Annotated in this window: 19 protein-coding genes and 1 pseudogene; 4 read left to right on the forward strand and 16 right to left on the reverse strand. The window is 71.2% G+C overall.

The features are described 5' to 3' along the window. The 10 genes from SSOG_RS53605 to SSOG_RS16545 all read right to left on the reverse strand — a co-directional run. Positions 1-514, reverse strand: a 514-nt coding sequence (locus SSOG_RS53605; protein ID WP_009715374.1) for a hypothetical protein, incomplete at its 3' end; no start/stop codon positions are given. A 36-nt stretch (positions 515-550) separates the two neighbouring features. Beyond that, positions 551-1,222 carry a pilus assembly protein TadG-related protein gene (locus SSOG_RS16505; RefSeq protein WP_039937806.1) on the reverse strand — a complete coding sequence of 224 codons (672 nt, stop codon included), beginning with the start codon at positions 1,220-1,222 and terminating at the stop codon, positions 551-553. Between the two features lie 8 nt (positions 1,223-1,230). Next, on the reverse strand, positions 1,231-1,395 hold the full coding sequence (locus SSOG_RS53610; protein ID WP_039937807.1) for a membrane protein: 165 nt from the start codon (positions 1,393-1,395) through the stop codon (positions 1,231-1,233). 271 nt (positions 1,396-1,666) lie between these two features. Next, the gene (locus tag SSOG_RS16515; RefSeq protein ID WP_009715376.1) at positions 1,667-2,560 is read right to left on the reverse strand and encodes a DUF5936 domain-containing protein; all 894 of its coding nucleotides are present in this window, start codon (positions 2,558-2,560) and stop codon (positions 1,667-1,669) included. Positions 2,561-2,571: 11 nt separating this feature from the next. Further along, positions 2,572-3,510 carry a type II secretion system F family protein gene (locus tag SSOG_RS16520; protein ID WP_009715377.1) on the reverse strand — a complete coding sequence of 313 codons (939 nt, stop codon included), beginning with the start codon at positions 3,508-3,510 and terminating at the stop codon, positions 2,572-2,574. A gap of 4 nt (positions 3,511-3,514) precedes the next feature. Beyond that, complete coding sequence (locus SSOG_RS16525) at positions 3,515-4,888, reverse strand: TadA family conjugal transfer-associated ATPase (RefSeq protein WP_009715378.1); 1,374 nt, start codon at positions 4,886-4,888, stop codon at positions 3,515-3,517. Next, entirely contained in the window at positions 4,885-5,283 is a 399-nt protein-coding gene (locus SSOG_RS16530; protein ID WP_039937808.1) for a TadE/TadG family type IV pilus assembly protein, read from the reverse strand. Before SSOG_RS16530 ends, SSOG_RS16525 begins: the two co-directional genes overlap by 4 nt. A gap of 14 nt (positions 5,284-5,297) precedes the next feature. Beyond that, positions 5,298-7,049, reverse strand: a complete 1,752-nt coding sequence (locus SSOG_RS16535; RefSeq protein ID WP_009715380.1) for a CpaE/TadZ family protein — start codon at positions 7,047-7,049, stop codon at positions 5,298-5,300. Between the two features lie 35 nt (positions 7,050-7,084). Then, on the reverse strand, positions 7,085-7,789 hold the full coding sequence (gene cpaB / locus SSOG_RS16540) for a Flp pilus assembly protein CpaB (protein WP_009715381.1): 705 nt from the start codon (positions 7,787-7,789) through the stop codon (positions 7,085-7,087). A 27-nt stretch (positions 7,790-7,816) separates the two neighbouring features. Next, positions 7,817-8,719, reverse strand: coding sequence for a hypothetical protein (locus SSOG_RS16545; protein ID WP_009715382.1), 903 nt, complete (start codon positions 8,717-8,719; stop codon positions 7,817-7,819). Between the two features lie 331 nt (positions 8,720-9,050). On the opposite strand from SSOG_RS16545, the gene SSOG_RS16550 reads away from it, so the two are divergent. Then, positions 9,051-10,040 (forward strand): chitinase, encoded by a 990-nt coding sequence (locus SSOG_RS16550; RefSeq protein WP_009715383.1) that lies wholly within the window; start codon positions 9,051-9,053, stop codon positions 10,038-10,040. Here SSOG_RS16550 and SSOG_RS16555 read toward each other — a convergent pair whose 3' ends face one another. Both SSOG_RS16555 and SSOG_RS16560 read right to left on the reverse strand, forming a co-directional pair. Then, positions 10,041-11,291, reverse strand: coding sequence for an alpha/beta hydrolase family protein (locus SSOG_RS16555; protein ID WP_154685941.1), 1,251 nt, complete (start codon positions 11,289-11,291; stop codon positions 10,041-10,043). Positions 11,292-11,412: 121 nt separating this feature from the next. After that, the gene (locus SSOG_RS16560; RefSeq protein ID WP_009715385.1) at positions 11,413-12,258 is read right to left on the reverse strand and encodes a S1 family peptidase; all 846 of its coding nucleotides are present in this window, start codon (positions 12,256-12,258) and stop codon (positions 11,413-11,415) included. Positions 12,259-12,383: 125 nt separating this feature from the next. Between SSOG_RS16560 and SSOG_RS48510 the strand changes: the two are divergent. Next, a pseudogene (locus SSOG_RS48510) lies at positions 12,384-13,743 on the forward strand (M14 family metallopeptidase). 65 nt (positions 13,744-13,808) lie between these two features. Here SSOG_RS48510 and SSOG_RS16565 read toward each other — a convergent pair. The 4 genes from SSOG_RS16565 to SSOG_RS16580 all read right to left on the reverse strand — a co-directional run bounded on the left by SSOG_RS16565 (position 13,809) and on the right by SSOG_RS16580 (position 17,813). Further along, a complete protein-coding gene (locus tag SSOG_RS16565) occupies positions 13,809-15,281 on the reverse strand; it encodes a GntP family permease (protein ID WP_009715387.1) in 1,473 nt (490 codons plus the stop codon). Between the two features lie 167 nt (positions 15,282-15,448). After that, on the reverse strand, positions 15,449-15,862 hold the full coding sequence (locus tag SSOG_RS16570) for a RidA family protein (RefSeq protein WP_009715388.1): 414 nt from the start codon (positions 15,860-15,862) through the stop codon (positions 15,449-15,451). Beyond that, positions 15,859-16,710 carry an IclR family transcriptional regulator gene (locus SSOG_RS16575; RefSeq protein WP_009715389.1) on the reverse strand — a complete coding sequence of 284 codons (852 nt, stop codon included), beginning with the start codon at positions 16,708-16,710 and terminating at the stop codon, positions 15,859-15,861. The genes SSOG_RS16570 and SSOG_RS16575 overlap by 4 nt, the downstream gene beginning before the upstream one ends. Next, positions 16,707-17,813 carry a sugar kinase gene (locus SSOG_RS16580; protein WP_009715390.1) on the reverse strand — a complete coding sequence of 369 codons (1,107 nt, stop codon included), beginning with the start codon at positions 17,811-17,813 and terminating at the stop codon, positions 16,707-16,709. The genes SSOG_RS16575 and SSOG_RS16580 overlap by 4 nt, the downstream gene beginning before the upstream one ends. Before the next feature lie 242 nt (positions 17,814-18,055). On the opposite strand from SSOG_RS16580, the gene SSOG_RS16585 reads away from it, so the two are divergent. Both SSOG_RS16585 and SSOG_RS16590 read left to right on the forward strand, forming a co-directional pair. After that, positions 18,056-19,684 carry an IS200/IS605 family element transposase accessory protein TnpB gene (locus SSOG_RS16585; RefSeq protein ID WP_009715391.1) on the forward strand — a complete coding sequence of 543 codons (1,629 nt, stop codon included), beginning with the start codon at positions 18,056-18,058 and terminating at the stop codon, positions 19,682-19,684. Between the two features lie 116 nt (positions 19,685-19,800). Beyond that, on the forward strand, positions 19,801-20,796 hold a 996-nt coding region (locus tag SSOG_RS16590), incomplete at its 3' end, for an alanine racemase (RefSeq protein ID WP_009715392.1).

Consider the following 20,796-nt stretch of genomic DNA (forward strand, 5'->3'; position numbering starts at 1 on the left):
GCGGGGCCGGGAACTGCGCGAAGAACGGCCGGCTCTCGTTCTGCTTGATCCCGGAGAGCCCCGTGGTGCACAGGCACTGGCCATCGGTGTCCCGGAGCACGAGATACCGCTTCTTGCCCTTCCCGTCGACGAGGGACGCACCCGACACGGACGAACGGGACTTGGCCAGCTCCACCTCGGGGGAGCGCCAGTCGATCGGGTTGAACAGCGTGCTGCCGCGGTTGGTCACCGTCCCGTTGACGGTGACGAAGCCGCCGCTGTCGCGCTCCGCGGAGTGGAGGGTGACGACGATGTTCTTCGGCCCCTTCATCTCGCCGATGACCTTCTTGGAGTCCGCCGCGGGCTCCGTCTCCCCCTGCGCGTCGTCAGTTTTGGCCGCGGTCGACTTGTGCGGGGAGCCGTCCTCCTTGCCTCCGTCGCCGCTGCCGCACCCGGCCACGGCGAGGGCCAGGGCCGCTGCGAGCGCCGCCGCGGCAGCCCCCCTCCGGGCCTTCGTCGTGTGCCGAATGCTCATCGCTCGCTGTCCTTTGCTCGTCTACTCGTCGGTCGCTCAGTCGGCAAGGTGCACGGAGAACAGGTCCTTGACGTCCGGGAGCAGTTCCGGGTGCGCCGGGTCGATGGTCACTGTCCTGCCGTCACACGTCAGGGCGACGGATGGCTTCTCGTCCTCGCCGCCGTCGTCTCCGTCCTCGTCGCCCGTCGGAGTCGGCGTCGGGGTCGGGGTGGGCGACGGCTCGTCGGGCGGCTGGAGCGTACAGCGCGGACCTATGACCGCCTTGGCCCTCGCCGTGGCGTACTTGCTCTCCGTACCGGGGATGACTGTCTTGCCCACCGGCTTCTGCGTCTTGACGGTGACGGTGAAGGACGTGGGCAGGAAGTCCGGGACACACTCGTCGCCGGTGAGGTCCGCGTCGTTCTCCTGCGCGAACCACTGCGCCTGCGCGCACGCGTCGCCCACATCGATGCCCCGCCCGTTCAGCAGGTCCTCCAGCGCGCTGCCGTCCGTCACGGCCTTCAGCAGCGCCGTGCCCAGCTGGTCGCGGTAGTCCTGGGCGGCGGCGAGGGCGGCCGCGTCGGCGGCGGTCTGTCCGCCGTTACGGGTGGCCCCGGCCTGGCCCACCGCGAAGAAGGCGAGGGCGAGGAAGAGCAGGGCCGCGACCGCGGTGATGTAGATCGGAAAGGCCTGCCCGGTGTCGCTGTTGCGGTATCCGCGAGCCTTCACGCGCTCGCTCAGATGCCGACGACCTGAGAGATCTTGTCGGAGATCGCGTTTGCGATCATGCTTCCGAAGTCCGTCGTCGCCAGCACCAGGACGATGGCGACCACCACGGCGATGATCCCCAGGTACTCGATCGAGGTCTGCCCCCGGTCGTTCCCCATAACGCGCTTCCCCATCGTGTTCCCCTCCATGGGTGGCCGTCCCACTCTGGTCCGGCGACTCAACCCCCGTGGTGTCGCTCGCGACACGAGCAAAGTACGCCGAAACAGTTGCCTCGGAACAGTGTCCCAGGGGGCATTGCCTTCCCGATACACGGTGTTCGAACCCTGCGCGCGGGGGTCCGCTGCCGCGGCCCATCCGTCTCACCCCCTCCCGCCGCCGAGGAGTTCCGCCGACGACTGTCCCACACCTGATTGCGATCGCGAAGCATATTCGCCCAAATGTCCTTCACTCTCCCGTGACCGAGCCGAAGTCCGTGCCGGAGCCGATGAAGAACCCGGCCACGAGCAGCACCATCGTCCCCGGCACCATGAAGGTGGTGATGACCATGGTCGCCTTGGGGACGGCGCGGGCGGCGCGGCGGCGGGCGTTCTGGGCGTCCGTACGGCGCATGTCGTTCGCGATGGCGATCAGTGTCTCGACGATCGGAGCGCCGAGTTCCTCGCCCTGCTGAAGCGCGGTCACGAACTGGGCGACCTGTTCCGAGTCGTTCCGCTTCCGCAGTTCTTCGAACGCCTGGCGCCTGCTGACCCCCATGTCCATTTGCCGAAGTGTGATGCGAAGTTCATCCGCCCAGGGACCCTCGTACTTCTCGGACACCCGGTCCAGCGCCTGCCGGAAGCCCAGTCCCGCGCTCACCACGACCGCCAGCACGTCCAGGAAGTCGGGCAGCGTCCGGTCGATCGCGTCCTTGCGCTCCCGCACCGCCGCCCAGATCCCGACCTCGATCCAGAACAAGCCGAACACGACCAGCAGTACGGCCAGCAGCAGTTGGCCCCGCATCAGCATGACCAGCGCGCCGCCGAAGCCGAGCATCCCGTACACCGCCCGGCGGGCCGCGTACCGGTCGACCGTCAGCCCGCCCGGATGGCCCGCCAGATCGATGCGGCGGCGCACCCGGGCCACCCGCTTCTCGCCCATCAGCCGCAGCACCAGCGGGGCGTAGCGGATGCCGAGCCGGTCGACGGCCGAGCCGACCGCGTTCGTACGGGTCGCCCCGACCTCCAGCGCGACCGCGAGGTCGCTCGGCAGCTTGGCCTCGCTGCGGTACAGCGCGATGCCGTACGCGAGGCCCGCCACCGACAGCCCAGCGGCCAGCGCCAGCAGCAGTCCGAAACCCATACGAGGTACCCCTAGACGTCGATCTTCGACATGCGGCGGATGAGGAAGAAGCCGATCCCGTACAGGGCGAAGGCCGCGATCACCGCGGCCTGACCCCAGATGGAGGCGGTCATGCGGTCCAGCGAGCCCGGCGAGATCCGGTTCATCAGCAGCAGCGTCCCGATGCCCATCAGCGGCACCACATACGCGGTGACGGTCACCTGGGAGAGCTGGGTGCGGACCTCGCGCCGGGTCTCCTTGCGCTCCTCCAGCGTGTGGGTGAGGTTGCGCAGCGAGCTGACCACGGTCCCGCCCGCGCGGTTGGACAGCACCAGCGTGGTGACGAGCACCACGAGTTCCCGGGACGGCAGCCGCTCGGCCAGCTCGCCCAGCGCGTCGTCGACCGAGTGGCCCACCGCCAGCTTGGCGGAGACCTTGGACAGCTCCTCGCCCGCCGGGGCCTCCATCTCGTCCGCGGCCATGCTCAGCGCGGTACGCAGCGCCAGTCCTGCCTGGGTGGCATTGGCCAGGATGCGGGACAGCTCGGGCAGTTGGTTGATGAAGCGTTCGATGCGCTTCTGGCGCTGCCAGTTGAGGTACCCGAACGCCGACCAGACGGCGATGACGGCCGCGATCGGGCCGAAGAACGAGGCCAGCAGCGACGCCGCCACCGCCCACAGCCCGGCCGCCGCCGCGGCCGTATAGACGAAGAACTCGCCGGGGGTGATGTCCAGGCCCGTCGCCGCCAGCCGCAGTTCCAGCCGGCGCCCCAGGGAGGTGGTGCGCAGCCGCCGGTCCACGCGGGCGAAGCGGCGCGACCGCCCGGCCGGTGCAGCGGCGCCCGACTCCGACAGCCGGTCGATCAGCGCGCGCTGCCGGTCCGTGCCCCGGGCGTAGGTGTGCACCCCGGCGACGCCCAGCGCGCCGCACACCAGCGTCGTGCCGAGGGTCAGCATCGCGAGCCGGTCCATGCGGCTACCTCCCGTCCCGCGCGCCGTACGCGCCCTTGTCGTACGCGGCGCCCCGCGTGGTCAGCTGCGCCGGGAAGGCGGCCACCCCGAAGGCGGGCGGCACCGCCTCACCGGCCATCCGCAGCCGCTCCGCGACCCGCTCCGGGAGCGGGAAGTACGAGAACCGCCCGTGCACGATCCGGTCCGCGCCCATGGGCTGGGCGTCGAAGCGGCAGACGGTGGCGATGCGGTACTCCTCGTGGCCGTGGCTGTCGAGGAGCGCGATCTCGCTGATCCGGCGGGAGCCGTCGGCGTGCCGGACGAGCTGGACGATGCAGTCCACGGCGCTGTTGATCTGGTCGCGCAGCGCCTCGTACGGGATGGCCACGTCGGACATCGAGGCGAGCGTCTGGAGCCGCATCAGGGCGTCCTCGGCGCTGTTGGCGTGGACGGTGGCGAGCGAACCGTCGTGGCCGGTGGACATGGCCTGGAGCATGTCGAGGGTCTCGCCGCCGCGCACCTCGCCGACGATGATGCGGTCGGGGCGCATGCGCAGCGAGTTGCGGACCAGGTCGCGGATGGTGATCCGGCCCTTGCCCTCGACGTTGGGCGGCCGGGACTCCAGCCGGATGACATGGGTCTGCTGGAGCTGGAGTTCGGCCGCGTCCTCGACGGTGATGATCCGCTCGCCGTCCGGGATCAGCCCGGAGAGGGCGTTGAGCAGCGTGGTCTTTCCGGAGCCGGTGGGTCCGGAGACGACGACGTTGAACTTGCCCCGCACCAGCGCCGCCAGCAGCATCAGCATCTGCTCGTCCAGCGTGCCCATGCCGATCAGTTCGCTGAGGGTGTAGGCGCGCGGGAAGCGGCGGATGGTGAGGGTGGCGCCGGTGAGCGCCAGCGGCGGGATGATCACGTTGACCCGCTCACCGGACGGGAGGCGGGCGTCGACCATCGGATTCGACTCGTCCACCCGCCGGTTGACGGTGGAGACGATGCGCTCGATGGTCTGCATCAGCTGCTCCTCGGATGCGAACCGGACGGGCACCAGCTCCACCCGGCCCGCCCGCTCCACGAAGATCTGGTCCGGCCCGTTGACCATGATCTCGGTGATGGAGGTGTCCTCCAGCAGCGGTTCGAGCACGCCGAGGCCCAGCGCCTCGTCCACCACCCGGCGGATGAGCTGGGAGCGTTCGCCGGTGGACAGCACCGGGCCCTCGCGGCTGATGATGTGGCCGAGGACGCGCTCCAGCCGGGTCCGTCGCTCGGCGGCGGCCAGCGAGGACATCTCGGCGAGGTCGATCTCCTCGAGCAGCTTGGCCCGGTAGACGGCGACGAGATGCCCGTCCTGGCGGCCCTCCGCGGGCCCCTCGGGCGCGTTGATCCGGGCCCGCAGGCTCATGGTTGGCCTCCCGCCTGGAGCTGTCCGTCGTCGCACGGCATCGTGGCGCTCCTCTCCGCGCTGCCGAAGCCGAAGCCGGGGATGACCGAGGGGATCTTGACGGACGCGGTCGCGCTCGCCTCGTCCCCGCCGCAGTCGCCCCCACTGATGTTCGCCTCGTCGGCCAGCCAGCCGCTGATCGCCGCCTTCCCGGCGGCCGCCGGAGTGGTGCCCGGCTCGTCCTGGGAGCCCGTACGCGCCGCCGCCCGCGCCGCCGTACCCGCCTGCTGGACGGCGTACGCGGCGATCCCGAGCTGAACGGCGGCCAGCGCGACGAGGATCAGGATCGGCAGAAAGCCGAGGAACTCGATCGACGCCTGTCCCCGGTCCCGCCTGGGGCTTGTCCGTAGGGTCATCGCTGTACGCCCCCTCACTGCCCCGCGCCCGCCGCGGTTTCCGTCTCGTCCGACGCGCCCGCCGAACCGGTCACCGTCCACGGGAAGTCGGCGGCGCCCGGGAACAGGATCGGGACGGTCAGCTTCACCGTCGACCGGTACACCGCGCCGTCGCCCGCGCCCGGGCAGTCGATGTCGGCGCTCCACGAGCCGGGGATGTCATCCTGCGCCGCGGCCTGGCAGGCGGCGGCTCCCCCGGCCGCGCCCGCCCGGGCCCCCTTGTCGGCCGCGTTGCCCGCGAGCGAGTACGTGTAGCCGACGAGCACGAGCTGCCAGATCACCGCGAGCACGATGAGCGCTAACGGCAGGACGCCGATGAACTCGACCGTGACCTGCCCGCGGTCGCCACCGCCGCGCTTGCGCAGGAAGCGGCCGGTGGCGGACGGGGGGATCTCGTTCAGGGCGTCCGTCCCGGAGCCCGTGTCACCGCCGTCGTCATCCGGCCCCGCCCCTATGGCACGGCGCCGCCGCAGCCCGGGCAGCGAGCGGTCGCCGCCCTGGGCGTGCCCGCCCCGGTGGGGAGCGCGGCGGCCGGGCGGGGGCGCGCCGGGGGCGCCGTCGACCAGGCCCAGTTCCCCAGCCAGGCCCCACAGCGCCTGCTTGACGGCGGACTTGGCGTCCAGGTCCTGCATGCGCCCCGAGTCGACGGCGGGCTGAAGCTCCTTGAACCCGGCCGGGATCGCGGTGCGCGCCACCGCCGTGCCCGTGGCGCGCGCGACCAGCTGCGGCTGGATCTCGGCGCTGCGAGTGTGCCGGTTGACGACCGTCACGGTCTCCTCGGCCTTGCGGACCTGGAGCCGGTCCCACAGCCGCACCATCCGCTTGGCGGCCCGCACCGCGACCACGTCCGGGGTGGTCACCAGCAGCGCGGTGTCGGCCTGTTCGACGATGGCCGCGCCCGCCGAGGTCATCTGCGTACCGCAGTCGACGACCACCAGCTCGAACCGGGTCCGCAGCGCGCCGACGACCTGCCGGGCCGCCCGGTCGGTGACCTCCTCGCCGCGTTCGCCCTCCCCCGGCGCGAGCAGCAGGCCGAGCCCGGTGTGATGGGTGAAGACCGCGTCCTGGAGCACCCGCGGCGAGATGTCGGTGATCTGGGCCAGGTCGGCGATGGAGCGCCGGAACTGGACGTCGAGGTAGGAGGCCACATCGCCGGACTGGAGGTCCAGGTCGACCAGGGCGACCGTACGGCCCGCCGCCCGCGCGGCCAGCGCGAGCTGGACGGCGGTCACCGTCGTACCGACCCCGCCCTTGGCGCCCGCGACGGCGACCAGCGTGCCACCGGGCCCGGTGGCGGCCACGTCGCCGCCGCCCCCGAGGTGGCGCCGTACGCCGCTGGCCCACTGGGCGGCGGCCTGGACGCGGGCCGCCAGCTCGTCGTACGCCAGCGGTATCCCGGCGATGCCGCGCGCGCCCGCGTCCATGGCGGCCGAGTACAGGGCCGGTCCCGCGTCGCCGGTGACCAGGACCACGCCCACCGCCGGGAAGCGCAGCGCGACCTCGCGGATCAGCTCCAGGGCGGGGGACGGGCCGATCCGCTCATGGACGAGGACGACCTCGGGCAGGTCCTCCAGCGAGGCGGCGGCCAGTGCGGCGAGGGTGTCCAGCAGCCGGGTCGAGTCGCCCACCGGCGCCGACGGTTCGACACCGGGCAGCTGGCCGAGCAGCCCGCCGATGGCGCGGGCCGCGTCGGGGTCGCCGACGGCCGGGAGGATTCTGATCGTCACCGCGGCACCTCCTCACTCACTCAGGTTCACGGGGGTCATTTGTCGCCGCCGAGGGTGTAGGTGCGGTCGCGCGGCGAGACGGGGGCGTCCGCGCCGGGGCCGATCAGGGCCAGCCGTACGTGGGAGGCGAAGGACTCGGCGTACGCGACGCGCTGCGCGTCCTTGGTGTCGAGCGCGAAGGTGATCGGCACGGCCTGGTCCACGCGCCGTTCGTCGTCCTCGTCCGGCTTCAGCGCGGACAGCTTGCCGACGTCGATGACCTCCGCGTCGTCGACGATCAGCTTGGAGACCGACGCCTCGCCCTGCGCCTTGCCCTCGAAGGTGGCGTAGATGTTGACCTTCGCACCGGGCGTGATCTTGCCAGCGACGCCCGTCGCGGCATCGATCATGATCGCGATCTCCTGCTGTCCGGCCTTCAGCGCGGGCCGGTTGGCGACCATGTCGGTCTGGAGCAGCGACCCCTGGCTGAGCCTGGTCGCGGCTATCCTGCCGCGCACCTCGGAGAGATCGGTGACGGCGGTGGAGGGCACCCAGCGCTCGGGCATCGACACCTTCTCGAAGTCCCCCGCGTCCAGGGCCTCGTACGCGTCGACGTTCCCCTTCAGCTTGTACGCGGTCGTCTCGGGGCCGACCTTGGACTCCACGTCGTTGACGACGGAGAGCACTCCGGCGAAGGCGCCACCGGCGCACAGGACCGACAGGACCAGCAGGATGACTCCGCGGCGCTGGCGAGAATTCATGGACGGACAACCTCGTGAGTGGGACGTTTACCGGCTGGTCAGGGCGGGACGCTCGGCGGACTGGGTCAGGGCGGGAATCTCATCGCCGCGCGGCACAGGACAAGAGCAGAAGGCGCAGCGGTCCCCGATGAGTTCGAAACCGCACCAGTGGCACTCCTCTCTCCGTACGGACGCCACGAGCTGGTAGAGCACGGAGAGGTCCGGGATGGCCGCCGCGAACTCGATCAGCTTCGGGGTGCCCCACCAGCGCGCCGACGCGGCGGGCAGCGGCACCTCCTGGACGTCCCCGACGCCCCAGGAGGGCGCCAGCGCCCCGGTGACCCAGTCGTCGCGCGGGGCCGTCCCATGGCCGTGGCTGGTGAGCTGGCCGCGTGCGACGGTCATGTGGGTGGCGTACGCGGGCCCGGGCAGCGCACCGCCCCCGCCCACCTTGACCAGCTGCGGCTCGGGGTGCGCGAGCACCCCGAACTGGGCGCCCGGCATCCAGGACTTGACGTGCGAGGTGAGGCTCACCGGCACCCGGTCCAGCCGGGCGACGCTGCCGAGCAGCGCGCCCGCGTGCACATAGTGCGCCAGCAGCCGCGCGGAACAGGCCAGCACGCCGGGGCTGAAGTCGGAGACGGACAGCTGGCGCAGCTGACGGGCGATGACGGCGACGGCCAGCGGCGGCAGTTCGAGCGGGCACAGCGCCATCCGGTCGCTCTCCAGGACCGAGCGCACGGTGTGCAGCCTGCGGATGAAGGGCGGCGGGCTGGCGGCGGGATAGAGCGCCACCAGATAGCCCTGGTACTCCAGGAGCGCCCCGACCTCGGCGAGCGCGTCGTCCAGCGACTGCTCCTCCGGCGGGCGGAGCACTACGGCCGACGGGGTCTGCCCGTCGGGCGGTGGAAGCACCAGCTCACGGCTGGTGACTGCTATCGCGGTGGGCACGTCGGCTACCCCGTCTCACGTCCTCGCCGAGCGGCGGCGGCCGCAGGTCGTTAACTGCCCCTGGCTGGTGCATCGTCACTTTATCCACGAAAGCCGCGTGAGAGAACAGTTCCTCTGAGTTACCCACTCCTGGTCTGTGCGGGCTCCCTGTGCGGCTGCCGCCTCCCCGGCCGGATGCGCGGGATGTCGCGGGGTGTAGCCCGCGACCAGCACATACGTGCCATGGGCTTGACAACCGCATTGGTCTGGACCACCTTGGTCGCACGCCTCAGGGGCCCCTGGACGCGCACAGGCACCACCTCCCTTATTCCCCCCACGCTCGGAGGCTGTCGTGGTACGCGCACAGGTCAGGAACAGGTTCCTCGGAGCCGCGGCGGTCGCCGCGCTCGCCGCCGGCGGACTGATATCCACCGGCACCGCCTCCCACGCGGCCACCGCCGCCGTTCCGCAGCACGCCGTCACGGGCTACTGGCAGAACTTCGACAACGGCGCGACCGTGCAGAAGCTGCGCGACGTCCCGGACGACTACGACATCATCGCCGTCGCCTTCGCGGACGCGACCGGCACTCCGGGCGCCGTCGACTTCCGTCTCGACCCGGCCCTCGGCTACGGCAGCGAGCAGCAGTTCAAGGACGACATCAAGGCCAAGCAGGCCGCGGGCAAGTCCGTCATCGTCTCCGTCGGCGGCCAGAACGGCACGGTCTCGGTCGCCGACGACGCCTCGGCGAACGCCTTCGCCACCTCCATCACCGGCCTCATGGACGAATACGGCTTCGACGGCGTCGACATCGACCTCGAAAACGGCCTCAACGCGACCTATATGACCAAGGCGCTGAAGGCCGTCCACGACAAGAAGAGCGATGTCGTGGTGACGATGGCACCGCAGACGATCGACATGCAGTCGCCGTCCACCGAGTACTTCAAGACCGCCCTGGGCATCAAGGACTTCCTGACCGTCGTCAACATGCAGTACTACAACAGCGGCTCGATGAACGGCTGCGACGGCAAGGTCTACGCCCAGGGCTCGGTCGACTTCCTCACCGCCCTCGCCTGTATCCAGCTGGAGAACGGCCTCGCCCCGTCCCAGGTCGGCCTCGGCGTCCCCGCCTCGCCCAGCGGCGCGGGCTCCGGCTACGTCGCACCGTCGGTGGTGAACGCGGCCCTGGACTGCCTCACCAAGGGCACCGGCTGCGGCGGCTTCACCCCCTCCAAGACCTATCCCGGGCTGCGCGGCGCGATGACCTGGTCCACCAACTGGGACGCGGCGAGCGGCAACGCCTGGTCGAAGACGGTCGGCCCGAAGGTCCACGGCCTGCCGTAACTACCGCGGGTCGCTGAGGAGCCAGCGGACGATCGACGCCGTCGCGGCGACGTTCGAGCCGAGGTGGCGGGAGTCCTCGTAGTCGACGGGCCCGACGTCGACCACCGGGACGTCCGCCCCTCGGCGTCGCAGCTCCGCCCGGCAGACCGCGGTGTTCTCCACCGCCGCCTCCTGGTCCCCGCCCGCCAGGTACAGCCGCGTCGGCACCCGCGGCGCCCAGCCGTCGCACACGCTGCTCGCCGTCCGCAGCGCCGCGGCGAACTCCCCGGTCGGACGTTCGAGCATCCGCATGCCCTCGTCGGTGAGCAGTTGCTTCACCGTGCCCGGGGTGCCCGCCATGATCTGCCGCCCGGTGTGCCGACCGTCGAACAGCGCCTCGATGTGCCGGGCGTTCCCCTTGAACACCTGCTTCGGACTGTCGTACACATCGTGCAGCCGGTTGAAGGCGACCAGCGTGTACGCCGCGTACACCACGCTCGACTTCGGCTCCAGCTCCCCGCCGAGCAGCGCCTTCAGCTCCGTCCCCCCGAAGTCGTACGCCCCGCTCACCGGCGCCAGCGCGCCCAGCCGGAACCAGCGGTCCTCGCCCGCCTGGAGCGAGCGGGCCAGCCCCAGCGCGGCCGAGGCGCCCTGCGAGAAGCCGGTGACCGCGACCTTCCGCTCCAGGGGGACGACGGCGCGGGCGGCGCGCAGCATGTCGAGCGAGGCCGTGGTCTCCGACGGGACGTCCATCCAGGGATGGAGCCCGGGGCTGGTGCCCATGCCGAGGTAGTCGGGCGCGACGGCGGCGAACCCGGCCGACGCGTAGGTGAGCGACGGCGAGGGCAGGAAGCCGTGCCGCCGCATGGACGGCGCGTCACTCTTGTGACTGCCGGTGCCATGGGCGAACGACACCGCGCGCAGCCTGCCCTCCCGCCCGCGCGGCAGGGCGAGCAGTCCGCTCGCGGTGGTGGGGCGGCCGTGCGGGTCGACGGTCCGGTACTCCAGCCGGTACGCGTCGACGCCGTAGCGGACCGCACCGGCGTCGAACCCGCTGGAGCGCAGCTCGGCGGCGACCTTGCGCGGGGTGGCCAGCCTGTACAGCCGTTTTACGGACACCAGTTCGCCCCGGCCCTGGGCGGCAGCCGGGGCGGCGGCCGCCGTCCGCGGGGTGGTGGCCGCCGCGGCCGGGACCGCCGCGGCGGCCGGAAGCAGGAGCAGCGCGGCACAGGCGGCGGCTGCCACGTTCGGCGCGATGCGCGTTCTTCGCATGAGGACCCCCATTTCTGACGTCTGCTGACGTCGTGACAAGGGTCTTCAGCGTGGTGCGAGCGGCCCGGGGGCGCACTGGAGCCCGCCCCCGGACCGCGGTGGGGCCAGCCCCCGCGCTACGTCACGGCTTGGGCAGCGCGCATCCGGCCAGGCTGAGGTCGACCTTGTTCCCGGTGGTCACGCACTTGGTGATCCCGTACGTCTGCTGGGCGTAGTTGATGCCCTGGCGGACCGTCACCGCTCCGCTCTCGTCGACCTCGCACGGGTTGTTGAGGGTGCAGCGCGCCCCGTCCTCGTTGCCCGTGTTGTTCACGGCCAGGACCGTGCCGGTCGTGGCGTCGACGACGGGTGAACCGGACGTTCCGCCAATCGTGTTACAGGCGGAGGTGTAGCGGACCGAGTCTTTCCAGGTCCAGTCGCCTTCCTTAAGACGATATGCGAATCCGTCGATATTGCAGGAGTAGATCTTCTTCCAGTAGCCGGAGACCACCTTGATGCTGGTGCCCTGGGCCGGGCGGCTGTCCGACAGTTGCAGGGCCTTGATGCCGTACCGCTGCTGTATTTGTGCGTACGTCGAGGTCAGCTGGTACAGCGAGACGTCGGTGTCGGTCATGGTCGCGTACGCGACCTTGCTCGCCCGTACCGTGCCCGCGCTCCCGCCGGAGCTGTTCAGCAGGGTGAAGCTGCGGCTCGACGACTGGCCGACGATCACCTCGCCCGCGTCCGGGAAGCCGGTCTCCAGGCAGTGCCCGTTGGAGAGGACGAGCGCGGGGTCGGTGTCGGCGGACTTCGCGGTCCGTACGACCGAGCCGGAGCAGTTGCTGAGCGCGACCGTTCCGGCGAAGTCGACCGCCTGCGCGGCCTGGGGGTGGGAGGCGGCGGCCACGGCAGGGGCGGCGCCGGCGCCCACGAGGGTCGCGCCGCCCAGTAAGAGGGCCGAGAGCGCGCCGACGAGAGGTCTGTTCACAGGGGGGTTCCTTCCCTCGATGAGAAGTTCCTTCGGCTTCGACCATTTCCCTCCCTTGACTGTGTCATGCGCATGGCCGAACACTGGCGCAGCAGTCGCTCGCCCTTCACCCCCCAGGAGCAGTTATGCGACTTCGCACCCGCGGCAGACGGGTCACCGCCCTCGCCGCCCTGTTGTCCCTCGCCCTCGCCGCCCCGATCGCGGCCCAGGCCGACGATCCGGCCCCGGGGCGTGCCACCTCGGCCGATGCCGCATCGGGCACCACGGCCGCCGATGAGAACGTGCACCAGTACGAGGTCGCGGGCCCGGCCACCGCCGCCGAGCGCGCCACCGTCGCCGCCACCGGCGTCTCCATCGACGAGACGGACGCCCGCTCCGTCGTGGTCACCGCCGACTCCGCCCAGGTCAGGAAGGTGCGCGCGCTCGGCTACCGGCTCACCGAGCTGCCCGGTCCGGCCGACCGGAGCAAGGGCCGGGCCGCCGTGCCGTTCGACTTCCCCTCGGCGGACTCGAAGTACCACAACTACGCCGAGATGAGCGCCGAGATCGACGCGGCCGTAGCCAAGTACCCCGCCATTCTGAGTAAGCGCGTCATTGGAAAGTCGTACGAGGGCCGGGACATCGTCGCGCTGAAGATCAGCGACAACGTGGCCACCGACGAGGCCGAGCCCGAGGTGCTGTTCACCCACCACCAGCACGCGCGGGAGCACCTCACCGTGGAGATGGCGCTGTATCTGCTGCACCAGCTGACCGACGGCTACGGCACCGACTCCCGCATCACCGACATCGTCAAAGGCCGCGAGATCTGGATCGTCCCGGACCTCAACCCGGACGGCGGCGAGTACGACATCGCCACCGGCCGCTACCGCAGCTGGCGCAAGAACCGGCAGCCCAACTCCGGCTCCTCCGCCGTCGGCACCGACCTCAACCGCAACTGGGACTACAAGTGGGGCTGCTGCGGCGGCTCCTCCGGCTCCGCGGGCTCCGAGACCTACCGCGGCGCCAAGGCCGAGTCGGCCCCCGAGGTGAAGGTCGTCGCGGACTTCGCGCGCAGCCGGGTCGTCGGCGGCAAGCAGCAGCTCAAGGCCGCCATCGACTTCCACACCTACAGCGAGCTGGTGCTGTGGCCGTTCGGCTGGACGTACAACGACACCGCGACCGGGATGACCCAGGACGACCACGACGCATTCGCCGCGATCGGCAAGAAAATGGCGGCGAGCAACGGCTACACCCCCGAGCAGTCGAGCGACCTCTACATCACGGACGGGACGATCGACGACTGGCTGTGGGGCAGCCAGAAGGTGTTCGCGTACACGTTCGAGATGTACCCGACGTCGAGCGGGGCGGGCGGCTTCTACCCGCCGGACGAGGTGATCGAGCGCGAGACGAGCCGTAACAAGGACGCGGTGCTCCAGCTGCTGGAGAACGCGGGACTGCATGTACCGGTCCATCGGCAAGGAAGCGCAGTACTGCGCGGCCAGCTGACGCCGAACGGCCGGGAGCCCCGGGGTCCCTGCGGACCCCGGGGCTCCCTCACTGCGAGACACCCCCTAGATCACCAGGCTCAGCAGGCCCGCCACCGCGAAGCCCGCCACCGACAGCACCGACTCCAGGACGGTCCACGACTTGAGCGTGTCCCGCTCGGATATCCCGAAGTACTTCGCGACCATCCAGAAGCCGCCGTCGTTGAGGTGCGAGGCGAAGATCGAGCCCGCCGAGATCGCCATGATGACCAGCGCGAGATGGGCCTGTGAGTAGTCGCCCGAGGCCAGCATCGGGGAGACGATCCCCGTGGTGGTGACGATGGCGACGGTCGCCGAACCCTGGGCGACCCGCAGCACCACGGAGATCAGGTAGGACAGCAGGATCACCGGCAGGCCCGCGCTGTCGAAGGCGTCCGCGAGAGCCTGGGCGACACCGCTGCCCTTGAGGACGGCACCGAAGACACCGCCCGCGCCGACGATCAGCAGCAGGTTGCCGACGGGCTTGAGGGAGGTGGTGGAGACGGTCTCCAGCGACTTGCGGGACCAGCCGCGCCGGATGCCCAGCAGGTAGTACGCCAGCAGCAGGGCGATCGTCAGCGCCACGAAGGGGTGGCCGAAGAACTCGATGACCGAGCGGCCGGTGCTCGGGTCCAGCGCGATGGAGGAGAAGGTCGCGAAGAGGATGAGGATCAGCGGCGTGCCGATGATGGCGAGGACCGTGCCCACCGACACCGGCTGCTCCGTGGGCTGCCGGCCGGCGGCGCGCTGCTCGGCCTCGACCGCCTCGCGGGCCTCCTCCGCCGCCTCGAGCATGTCCTGCGGTACGGGGACGAAGAGGCGGTTGCCGATCCAGGCGGCGTACGCCCACGCGGCGAGCACGGACGGGATGCCGACGAGGATGCCCATCAGGATGACCCAGCCCAGGTCGACATGGAGCAGTCCGGCGGCGGCGACCGGGCCGGGGTGCGGCGGCAGGAAGGCATGGGTCATGGACAGCCCGGCCAGCAGCGGCATCGCGTAGAGCAGGATCGACTTGCCGCTGCGCTTGGTGGCCGCGTAGACGATCGGCGCGAGGACGAAGATGCCGACGTCGAAGAAGACGGGTATGCCGAAGATGAGGCCGGTGAGGCCCATGGCGAGCGGGGCGCGCTTCTCCCCGAAGAGGCCGAGCAGACGGGAGCTGAGCGCCTCGGCGCCGCCGGAGACCTCCAGGATCGCGCCGAGCATGGTGCCCAGGCCCATGATGATGGCGACGTGGCCGAGGATGCCGCCCATGCCGGTTTCGATGAGCGAGACGGCGTCGGACTTCTGGACCGTGCCGAAGAGTTCGGTGACCGAGAGCCCGGCGGCCAGGCCGACGGCTATGGAGACGCCGAGCAGCGCGATGAAGGGCTGGAGTCTGACCTTGATGATCAGGTAGAGCAGAAGGGCGATGCCCAGGACGGCGACGGTCAGCAGACCGGCGGTGCCGGGGATGATCGCGAGCAGACCACCGGTGTGGGGTGGGGTCTCGGCAGCGGGAGCGGCCGCGAGCAGCATGGGGGACTCCGGAAAATGGGTAGGCGGTAGCGCCGCACGGCGGGGGGCCGCGCGCGGGGGATGTGCTCTGAATGCGGGTGATCAGGGGTCTAATCCTGGAAGTGGGGGGTCCCGGGGCGGGCGGGGGTTCGATACCCCGCCCGCCGCGGGCGTTCTGGGGGGGTGCCTCAGCCGAGGACGGCGAGGGCGTCGATCTCGACGAGCAGCCCGGCGGGGAGGCCGACGTAGATCGTCGTACGGGCCGCCGGGGCCTCCTTCAGGTCCGCGAAGAACTCGTTGTAGATCTCGTTGAACTCGGCGAAGTGACCGGTGTCGGTGAGGTAGACGCGGATCATCACCACGTCCTCCCAGCTCGCCTCGCCCGCCTCCAGCACGGACTGCACGTTGCTCAGCGTCTGGAGGGTCTGCTCACGCAGGGTCGGCCCGACCGGGGCGGGGGCCTGGCCGGGGACCGCGGGGCCGAAGCCGACCTGACCGGCGACCTGGAGGATGTTCCCCTTCTTGACGCCGTGCGAGAACTTGGCCGGCGGCGCGGTGTGGGTGGCCGGGGTGATCGCGGTCTTCTGGAGCTTCTCGGTCATGAGGAGGAATCCTCGGCTCTCTTCTCGGGTGTTACTGGGGGTTTTGCTTCGGGGGTAACTTCAGACGGTGCTTCGGTTGTTCCTCGTCCATCGGACGGCCGGGCCGGGGCGCCGCCCGAGTACTCCCGGCTGATGTCCTCCGCGGTACGGCGCACCGCCGGGAGCAGGGTGAGCAGTTCGTCCGCGGTGACGACGACGTTCGGCGCCGACACCGAGCACGCGGCGACGACCCGGCCGTCCGCTCCCCTGATGGGGGCACCGACGCAGTTGATCGACTCCTCGTGGCCGCCGAGGTCGGTGGCCCAGCCCTGTTCCCGTACGGTCTCCAGCTCCTTCAGGAACGCGCTGGCGTTGGGGGTGGAGCGGGCCGTGTACGCCGGGTACGGGAGCCGTTCGGCCAGCGCCCGCCGCTCGGGCTCCGGCAGGTCCGCCAGCAGCAGCTTGGCGACGGCGGCGACCGTGATCGCGACGGGCTTGCCGATCCGCGAGTACATCCGCACCGGGTAGCGGCTCTCCACCTTGTCGATGTAGAGGACCTCGTTCTCCTCGTACACCGCGAGGTGCACGGTGTGGCCGCACCGCTCGTTGAGCGCGACCAGATGGGGGTGGGCGATTTCTCGTACGTCGAGGTTCTCCACCGCCTCCTGCGCGAGCGCGAAGAGGCGGGCGCCGAGCCGGTAGCGCTGGTCCCGCTGGCGGTAGACCATGCCGTGTTCGTGCAGCGTGCGCAGCAGCCGCAGGGCGGTCGACTTGTGCACGCCGAGCCGCGAGGCGACCTGCTCCAGGTTGGCGGGTCCCTCCGCCAGCAGGGGCAGGATGCTCAGTGCTCGGTCGACGGTCTGGCTCATGGGTCGGTTACCTCCACCACCGCGGTATCGGACCCCGATCGCGCCGGGTCTGCCCAGCCGGGGCCGAATCGCAGTGTCCCCCACTCGGCGTCGCCCAGCGTCACCAGCCGGTCGGCGTACGCGCGGGACGGCGGGGTGCAGAGGTCGCCGGGGACGGTGAGGACGGCGGCCGCCATCAGATGGCCGTGGCGCAGCCGCTGCGCGACCGGCAGCCCGCGCAGGGTGCCGGACAGGAAGCCCGCGGCGAAGGCGTCGCCCGCGCCGACCGGGGCCACGACGTCCACGCGCAGGGCGGGCACGAAGGTGACGGTGTCGGCCCCGTCCGCCCCGCGGGCGTACGCGGTGGCCCCGGCGGAGCCCTGCTTGACCACCAGCACGTCCGGCTCGGGCAGCGCCTCACGGATGGCGGCCGCGCCGCCGCGTATGCCCCAGGCGGCCTCCGCCTCGTCCTCGCCGACGAAGACCAGGTCGCAGCCGCGGGCGAGGTCGAGCAGCACGGACGGACCCTCGTCCGGGGCCCGCTCGGGGTCCTCCCACAGCGAGACGCGGTAGTTGAGGTCGAAGGAGACCAGCGGGCGCCCGGGGGCGCGGGTGGTCAGCTCGCGCATCAGGGCGAGGCACTCGGGCGAGAGGGCCGGGGTGATGCCGGTGACGTGGAGGATCCGGCCGGACCAGGTCTGCTCGTGCGGCATGAGCGCCGGGGACATGGCCGCGGCGGCGGATCCGGCGCGGTAGTAGAGGACCTCGGCGAGCGGCTGCTCGCCGTCGTCTTCCGCGGACGGCTCGGACTCCACGGCCCGCTCGCCCGCCGTACGGAAGTAGATGCCGGTGGGGCGGCGCGGATCGCGCTGGACGCCGCTGACGTCCACCCCGGCCGCCGCGATCTCCGTCAGCAGATGGTCGCCGAAGCCGTCCGTGCCGACCCGGCTGATCCAGCGCACGCCGTGCCCGGCGCCCGCGAGCCCGCACGCCACGTTGGACTCGGCCCCGCCGATCCCCCGCGCGAACGCGGGCACCTCCGCGAGCCGTCCCGGCCGGGACGGCACGAAGGTCACCATCGACTCGCCGAGGCACACGACGTCGACACTCGGGGCTGGAGGCACGATCGGACTCGCTCCTTGCGGGTGGGGGTTGCAGACGGTTGTTGGTTGAGTGCGCATCAGGGCGTTCTGGCGTGTGTGAATGAGTGTCCGGGCTGTGGAGCGTGCGGATTCCGGGGAGAGGGAACAGAAGTTCCCGGATCGAAAACGTGACCTTTTCGCGGGTGTGGTCGTTGGGTGGGTGCCAGGCGTGTTGCCGCTGGGCACGCGGAAAGGCCAGGGGCGCGTGGAACGGGAGGGACGGGGTGGGTGTGCTGCGTGAGCTGTCGGCGCCGTTCGTCGTCCTCGGCCCGTCCGGAGTAGCGATCCGTACGCGCCTCAAAGGCCTGAGCGTGGGGGACGAGGAGGTGCTGCGGCTGGTCGGCGTGCATCTTGGGGCGCTGGCTTCGCGTGACGTGAAGCAGCGCTGTGCCGAGGGACTGCGGCACTCCCCGGAGACGTGGGCGGCGCGTAAACGCGCTTTGACCGGGGAGTCCTCGTCGCGGTGGGCGGGCAGTATCACCAAGGCGACGCATGACCAGTGGGCGCTGTCGCGGCGTGCGCAGTGCGCCCACATTCAGACTCTTGAAGCCGGTGTTCGCACCATCGCGCACCGGTTGTCGCTGCCGGTGGGCGCGAAGGGAACAAAGCGGACCCCGGGCGGCTACCGCACCCGGCAGGAGTGGTTCGCCAAGACACGCCGCCTGCATATCCTGCAGGACCGGCTCGTTGCCGAGCGTGCCGACCGCGAAGCGGGGCGCGTGCGCGTGGTGCGAGGAGGAAAGCGGCTGGCCCGCATCCGTCACCACCTCGAACGAGCACAGCTCACCGAGGCGGAGTGGCGGCAGCAGTGGGAGGCCGGACGCTGGTTCCTCCAGGCCGATGGCGAGAGCGGTAAGCGGCTGGGGAACGAGACCATCCGCGTCACGCCGGACGGTGAGGTCAGCATCAGGCTCCCGGCGCCCCTGGCACATCTGGCGAACGCCCGGCACGGCCGGTACGTCCTCACCGGCACCGTCACTTTCCGCCACCGGGGGATGGAGTGGGCCGACCGTGTGTCGGCGCACCGGGCGGTGGCCTACCGCATCCACCTGGACGTGGCCCGCCACCGCTGGTACATCACTGCCTCCTGGACGATCCCGCCGGTCAAGACTGTTCCGCTGGCTCAGGCCCGCGCTGCTGGCCTGGTCGGCGTCGATACCAACGCCGATCACCTGGCGGCATGGCGCCTGGACGAGTACGGCAACCCGGTTGGCGACCCGCGCCGGTTCTCCTTCGACCTGAACGGAGCGGCCACCTACCGCGACGCCCAGGTACGGCATGCGCTGGTGCGGCTGCTGCACTGGGCCAAGCGCCACAGCCTGAGTATCGCGATCGAGGATCTGGACTTCCAGACGGACACGACGCGGGAGAAGCACGGCAGGCGGAAGCGGTTCCGCCAGCTGATCTCCGGTATGCCGGTGTCCAGGCTGCGGGCACGGCTGGCGTCGATGGCCGCCGAACTCGGCATCACCATTGTCGCCATCGACCCCGCGTACACCTCCAAATGGGGCGCCCAGCACTGGCGCAAGCCCCTCACCAGCAAGAAGAGGAAGACCACTCGCCACGACGCGGCCGCCGTGGCGATCGGAAGGCGCGCCCTGGGACACCCGATCCGGCGACGGACGGCACCGCCCCCGCACGACCAGAGCGATCGTGCGGGGCATCGGACCGTCCAGGCCGCATCGGCTGTCCCGGGGCGTGAGGAAGCCCGCCCCCGCGTCCCCGGACCACGCACACGATGCGTGCGCACCGGACGCGGAGCGAACGCGGGGGACCAGGGTGCCCAACACCGTCCGGGGCACGCGGCTGAGCATGGGTTCTGGCATCAGGACTCACTCCCGCTCAGTCTGTAGGGACGGTAGGGCACACACCGTTGACCCGGTGCTTGGCCGGATGTTAAACAGCGCTAAGCGTTATACGCAATGAACGTTGCAGAGAATGCAACCAGAAATGTACGGGAGGCGCCTCCATGGCCACCGACCACCGCGAGCACGCCGCCACGCACCCCGCCGTAGCCGGGCTCGCGCAGGAACGCGCCGACCACCGTTTCAAGGGGCTGCCGCCGGACGCCGAGGGCCGTACGCTCGCCGACCTGGCCGCCGAGCGCCGCAACCTGTTCACCGGTGGCTTCACCACCCCCGTACTCGCCCTGTCGACCGAGGCCCTGGAACACAACCTCCTCGCCATGGAGCGCTACTCCGCCGCCCACGGCCTGGCCTTCGCCCCGCACGGCAAGACCTCCATGGCCCCGCAGCTCTTCGAGCGCCAGCTCGCCCACGGCGCCTGGGGCATCACCGCCGCCGTCCCCTCCCACGTACGGATCTACCGGGCCTTCGGCATCCAGCGGATCTTCCTCGCCAACGAGGTCGTCGACGCCGCCGCCCTGAAGTGGCTCGCCGCCGAACTCGACGCCGACCCCGACTTCCGCTTCGTCTGTTACGTCGACTCCGTACGCGGCGTCGAACTCATGGACGCCGCCCTGCGCGAGGCCGGGGCCGGGCGGCCCGTCGACGTCGTGGTCGAGCTGGGCGCGGGCGACGGCGCCCGTACCGGGGCCCGCACCGAGGCCGAGTGCGCCACGGTCGCCGACGCGGTGGCCGCCGCCGGGACGCTGCGGCTGGTCGGCGTCGCGGGCTACGAGGGCGAGGTGCCGAAGGCGGACGGCGAGCGGGTACGGGCCTGGCTGCGCCGCCTCACCGCCCTCGCCACCGACTTCGACTCGGCGGGCCGCTTCGAGGGCGTGGACGAGGTCGTTGTCACCGCGGGCGGCAGCGCCTGGTTCGACGCGGTCGCCGACGTCTTCGCCGAGCTGCCCGCGCTCTCCCGGCCCGTGCTGAAGCTGCTGCGCTCGGGCGCGTACGTCTCCCACGACGACGGCCACTACCGGCACATCACCCCCTTCAACCGCATCCCGGACGAGGGCGACCTCCAGCCCGCCTTCCGGCTCTGGGCCCAGGTCGTCTCC

The sequence above is a fragment of the Streptomyces himastatinicus ATCC 53653 genome (genome assembly GCF_000158915.1).
Lineage (GTDB): Bacteria > Actinomycetota > Actinomycetes > Streptomycetales > Streptomycetaceae > Streptomyces > Streptomyces himastatinicus.